This is a genomic window from Blautia luti (assembly GCF_013304735.1).
In the GTDB taxonomy this organism is placed as follows: domain Bacteria; phylum Bacillota; class Clostridia; order Lachnospirales; family Lachnospiraceae; genus Blautia_A.
Genome location: NZ_JAAITI010000076.1, coordinates 1 through 2,929 on the forward strand (window position 1 = coordinate 1; position 2,929 = coordinate 2,929).

Annotated in this window: 1 protein-coding gene and 1 pseudogene; one reads left to right on the forward strand and one right to left on the reverse strand. The window is 39.3% G+C overall.

Translation table 11 applies throughout. The features are described 5' to 3' along the window. Positions 1-88 precede the first annotated feature (88 nt). Positions 89-1,216 (forward strand): PglZ domain-containing protein, encoded by a 1,128-nt coding sequence (locus G5B06_RS18430; protein ID WP_330385211.1) that lies wholly within the window; start codon positions 89-91, stop codon positions 1,214-1,216. Positions 1,217-1,521: 305 nt separating this feature from the next. Here G5B06_RS18430 and G5B06_RS18435 read toward each other — a convergent pair. Beyond that, positions 1,522-2,560 (reverse strand): annotated as a pseudogene (locus G5B06_RS18435) (IS30 family transposase). Positions 2,561-2,929: the final 369 nt, after the last annotated feature.

The window sequence follows — 2,929 nt, forward strand, 5'->3', positions numbered from 1 at the left end:
TAGTTTCAGATTAAAATTCATAAAGTCACCTCTGCATTAGTCCTGATAAACATCCATTGAAGATAGTAAAATTAAGAAATGGATAACTATTTGTCCATATTATAACACAAACATGGCAGCTTTGTTGCCGCACAAAGAACTGACAGTAGAGGTTCGGAACGATATTTTGACGGTTTTGGCAGATGGGCAGTCTACGGCAAGTACTTATAGGGATAAGGTTCTGAAAACAGAAGACTCGGCAAGCGTGGTTTTAAAGTATAATGACATCATTGCTATGAAACGAGCGGAAAGAAGTGCTTTGGTAAAAGGTATGGATGTGGTCTATATTTACCACGATACCATAGATGAAGCCAGCCACACTTCGGATACTGCTGTTTTTGCTGCGTGTGACAAGGCGATTTCAGAATTAAAGAACCTTGTGCGTATCATTGTAAATGAATTTGGCGGAACGAATATTTTAATTACGGCAGACCATGGATTTCTTTATACATACAGTCCTTTGAAGGAAGAGGACAAAGTAGATAAAAGAGGCTTTTTTGATGTGGATGTAACAAACTCTGACATTACAAAGAAAGAAAGTATCAAGCGATGTGTGGAGTATGGCAGAAGATATGCAATTATGCAGAAGGGTGTGCAACCAGATTACTTGATGCCTGTAAAATTCTTGGGCGGAAATACGGAATTCGATGGATTTGCACCGAGAGAAAGTATTCGTATCAAAATGAATGGCGGCGGTATGAATTTTGTGCATGGTGGTATCAGTTTGCAGGAAATGGTTGTTCCGGTGATTGAGTATCATTATCTCCGTAATGATTCTATGGAATACAAGCGTAATAAACAGAAATATGATACCAAACCGGTAACGGTTAATTTACTGTCCGCAAACCGTAAAATCAGTAATATGATTTTTTCGTTGAACTTCTATCAAAAAGATGCGGTCAGTACAAATCGTGAAGCAGCAACTTATCAAGTTTATTTTACAGATGAGGACGGCAAACAGATTAGTGATATTCAGAAGATTATTGCAGATAAGACCAGCGATAACGGTGCAGAAAGAACTTTCCGTTGTCAGTTTAATCTAAAATCTCTAAAATACAGCAATACAGCTACTTATTATCTGGTAATTGCAGATGAACAGGGATTACAGCTGCCACAGCGAGAGCCATTCCAGATTGACATCGCCTTTGCGGTGGACGAGTTTGATTTTTTTAGTTAATGCCATAGGAGGAGAGAAAGATGGAGCAAGGGTTACGGGTTACAGATTTTGCACATAAGAGGGGTCACAAATTCGGTTGAATGAAAAAGTAACTTCCACCATGTGCCAATACTGATAAGTAAAGGGATTTTTGCAGAGTTAACTTCTACTAGATATAGATATTTACACAAAACAAAACTATAATATAAAGAGAAAACACCGTGTTTTTACGGGATTGGAACATCACCAAAGGACCGCTGGCTGTTTTTTTGCAAGGGTAACTTCCACCGGTCTGGAGAATACGATGCCGGAAATGAATGTGATATTTAGTGCTTTAACAGAGTGGGTTTTAATATCACCTGATCCGTAGGTACATCTTCAAGACTGCAAAGTTCCAATAGTTTTCTGTCTATCAGTAACTGAGCCAGTTTAAATGGGGTACAGCCGTTTAAACTGGCTCTTGCTACGCTATTGATATGGTTGGCTATCTGCGTTACCTTGTTCTGGTTCAGCCGTGCGAAACTTACGCCTTTGGGAAGGATATAACGGATAAATTCGTGGTTCTTTTCCAGCTTGCCTTTCTGCCAGGAAGACATAGGATCACAGTAGAAAACCCGGGATAAACGAGCTGTATTTCCAGGACGTTCAAATATTTCAGGGTCTTTAAAAGAGGAGCCATTGTCTGTGAGGATAACAGGGAATAACTTGTGGTATAGATCAGCTCCAAGCTGTTCATACAGCCAAAGGAAAACTTCCCTGATATTTTTACGGTTATCGGCTTCAAGTAAAAAAATGAGCATAAGGTTACAGTTACGAAATAACATAGTCAGGAGGACATTCTCAGATTTTCCACCAGCTCCTTCCACAACATCTAACTCTACAACATTTGTGTCTGGATATTCTTCAAGATATTTTTCAAAATGATGGTATGTCCTGTTTTCACGGTAGCCGGTGTTTTCAGGAGCTTTTCTGGTCTTGTGACGCTTTTTATAGCGTACTTTGCGGGGGAGGTCCAAATTGATAGCAGTAAAATATCCATGATCAATGTAGTTATACAGTGTACGGATGGAACAATCGATAAGATGTTGATTGGAAGCGTAAATATGAGATAATGGCTGCCCTTTAAGGAGAAAAGGCGAAACAGGAATGAAAGAACCGGCATTCTGAGCGTTTCTTCTGCAGGTCATCCTGATAATGAGGAACATGTATGAGATGCCGCCGTATCTCCTTTGAGATGGTAGAGGAATCTTTGTTTAACCTCTGAGCGATCTGTGTAAAGTTTTCGCCAATCTGTATTCCATGTTCGATAGCAGCACGGTCAGCGAGAGTAAGGTGTTTGTGGTTTCCAATATTATTAGTAGCCATAGATAAATCCTCCTTTGTAATAAAAATGGATCATTTCCGGCGATCGGAGGATATGGGCCAGTGTACCCTGGTATTTGTTATAGGATACCTTATTGCAGGACTAAGTTCCACCCCTAATTTCAATATAAGAACGTAAAGGACTAATGGTGGAAATTACTATTTCATTTAAGGTGACCCTACTTAATGAAAAAAAATTAGCACTCACCTCTTGATAATGGAAGTTGATTTTTATCCTGCCTTGTGTATCCCGGAAGTGCCTGTTTTACAAGCTTTCCGGGACATTAGTCATTTTATCTGGTATTGTAAAGCAGTGTCAGATTTGTCGTAAATGTCGTAAATTTGTGGTCAAAAAATGATGAGAAATGGAGA